Source organism: Mycobacterium sp. 3519A (genome assembly GCF_900240945.1).
Classification (GTDB): Bacteria; Actinomycetota; Actinomycetes; order Mycobacteriales; family Mycobacteriaceae; genus Mycobacterium.
Map to the genome: position 1 here is coordinate 1 of NZ_OESG01000001.1, position 2,409 is coordinate 2,409.

Below are 2,409 nucleotides of genomic sequence, written 5' to 3' on the forward strand. Positions count from 1 at the left end.
CCGAATACGACAAGATGCAGGGTAATCCGAAGTTAAAAGATATGCTGGAACAGTTCAAGCAGATTACGGAGACAATGAAGCAGATGACGGGACAGGCTAACGCCGGAACGCCTGCCGGCATTGGTGCCGGTACAGGGGGCGAGGGCGAGGCGTAAGCGGGGCCCCCGCAAACTTTAGTTGCGGGGACACGCTACGACCGCCCGCCCTTATTAACTTGATTATAAGGGAATATGTGTCCAAAACTTAGAGAAAGGAGGTTAGTTGATTGGAGATTAAAAAACTGGATTCCCCTGTTTCTATTTCTGATTCTGCTCTTGTTCGGCTTAAAGAAATGGGAAACATTACGGAGATCATGTATTCCGAAAAGCGTTCTCGTGGTGGTTATATTACCAAGATTGACAAAGACCACTATGTAGACAATCGCACCGGAGAATTATTGGAGTTTAAGCATCTCGAAAACCGTGCGCAGGATCTGGCGAATGTCGCAAAGTCTCTTGCTCAAGGTAGGGATATTCTAAACGCAAATATTACCGATGTTTCCCGCTGTCGCTGGGTTACTCTTACATACGCCGATAATATGACAGACCCTAAAAAGCTGATGCGTGATTTTCGGCACTTCAATACTCGTTGCCGTGAGATTTTCGGACATTACGAATATATTACCGCAGCAGAACCGCAAGGGCGTGGAGCATGGCACTTGCATTGCGTTTTTATCTTTTCTGGTAAGGCTCCGTATATGGAAAATGCGGTTGTTCGTGATTGCTGGAAACAGGGCTTTGTGACCGTGAAACGGCTTGATGATGTCGATAATGTCGGTGCGTACTTAACTGCCTATTTGGGCGATATGGAGCTTTCTGAAGCGTCTAAAGCGGATATGGCGGTATCTTACTCTAAAGGCATTAAAGAAGTCGAATACGAGGACGAGAACGGCGTTAAACAGACCAAAAAATATATCAAGGGCGCTCGGCTCTGTATGTACCCGCCTGGCTTCCATATTTTTCGATGGAGCAAAGGAATAAAAAAGCCGGATGTTTCTGTTGTCGAGTACAAAAAGGCAAAAGAAAAAGCCAGCTCTGCCAAGCTGACTTTTACTAAAACAGTTGCTCTTGAAGACCCTGAAAGCGACTTCAAAAACACTCTTCAATACGAGTATTATAATAGCATGAGAAAATGAGTGTGTCAATGGGGATGTCCCTTTTTTGTCCTTTGATGTCCCTAAAATGTCCCTCTGTTGTCCCTCGTGTAAAAGGTGGTGAGCCATATATATAAAGTCTCGGAAGTGGCTGAAATGCTGGGTTTCTCTGCAAAGACAATTCGCAGAGATATTGCAAGTATGCCCGATGATGTCCGTAAAATGTCCCTTGCGTGTCCATCCGATGTCCCTGTCATGTCCCTCACCGAATACGGCTTGAAATGGCTTGCAGAAAAACATGGTGTTCCTTTTTCCGGCTCTTCTCCTGATGGCTCATCCGGTCGGCAGGATGAAAAGCAGGAATCCGAAAATGAGCTTGTTTTGTCATTGCTGGAACAGCTTCGGCAAAAGGACATTCAGATTGCAGAAAAGGACAAGCAGATTGCTCAACTTATGGAGCAGGCTAAAAATTATCAAGTGCTTTTGCAGGCTCAGCAGGTGCTTTCTTTGCCAGCTCCGAAGAGGTCTTTTTTCAAGCGTCTATTTGGGATACATGAAGAGAAAGAGTGACGGCTTTGCCGTCGCTCTTCTTTTATGCCTTTAGATTCTGAGCCATGAAGAAGCCGACGAATACCAGAGCGTTAGAGAATGGTTTTCGGCGGTACAATGGAATAGGGCGAGCTATTGGAAATTATCTTTTATGCCTTTGAGTTCCTCGCCACGCTTGGCAAGCTCCGCCGAAAATGTTCGGTGTCAAGGTTGCCCCGTAGGGGTCGAGAAAAGTTTTCTGCAAGAAAAGTTTTCGTAGCCTTGATACCGGACAAATGAACGGATGGAGAGCGAAAAACTTTAGTTTTCGTCAAGTGTAGCTACACTTGCTGTGCTTGCTATTCTCCAGCACTGCCGGAACGGTATAGAAGTGCGCACTTACTCACCACCGTAAACGGCGGGTAAGTGCTTTTCTCTTGACAATTTTCCAACTTGATGTTATGATAACTACATTCTATTGAAAGGAGCTTTGCCATGAATCCGAAGAAGAATACCGTTGCTGTAACTTTTCGTTGTGATGTTGCTGTTGCTGATCAGCTTGACGAGCTTTGCAGGATGATGGGGATTAAGCGAAGTGAGTTTCTTATTTCTGCAATCACTTCCGAATACGACAAGATGCAGGGTAATCCGAAGTTAAAAGATATGCTGGAACAGTTCAAGCAGATTACGGAGACAATGAAGCAGATGACGGGACAGGCTAACGCCGGAACGCCTGCCGGCATTGGTGC

3 protein-coding genes are annotated in these 2,409 nt (G+C 45.7%); all 3 read left to right on the forward strand.

Annotation, left to right across the window (positions count from 1 at the left end):
• The first annotated feature begins 265 nt into the window (after positions 1-265).
• A complete protein-coding gene (locus C1A30_RS35300; protein WP_142392518.1) occupies positions 266-1,174 on the forward strand; it encodes a hypothetical protein in 909 nt (302 codons plus the stop codon).
• 105 nt (positions 1,175-1,279) lie between these two features.
• Complete coding sequence (locus C1A30_RS35305) at positions 1,280-1,702, forward strand: hypothetical protein (RefSeq protein WP_142392519.1); 423 nt, start codon at positions 1,280-1,282, stop codon at positions 1,700-1,702.
• A gap of 453 nt (positions 1,703-2,155) precedes the next feature.
• Positions 2,156-2,409: ribbon-helix-helix domain-containing protein (locus C1A30_RS00010; protein WP_142392520.1), on the forward strand; the 254-nt coding region annotated here is incomplete at its 3' end.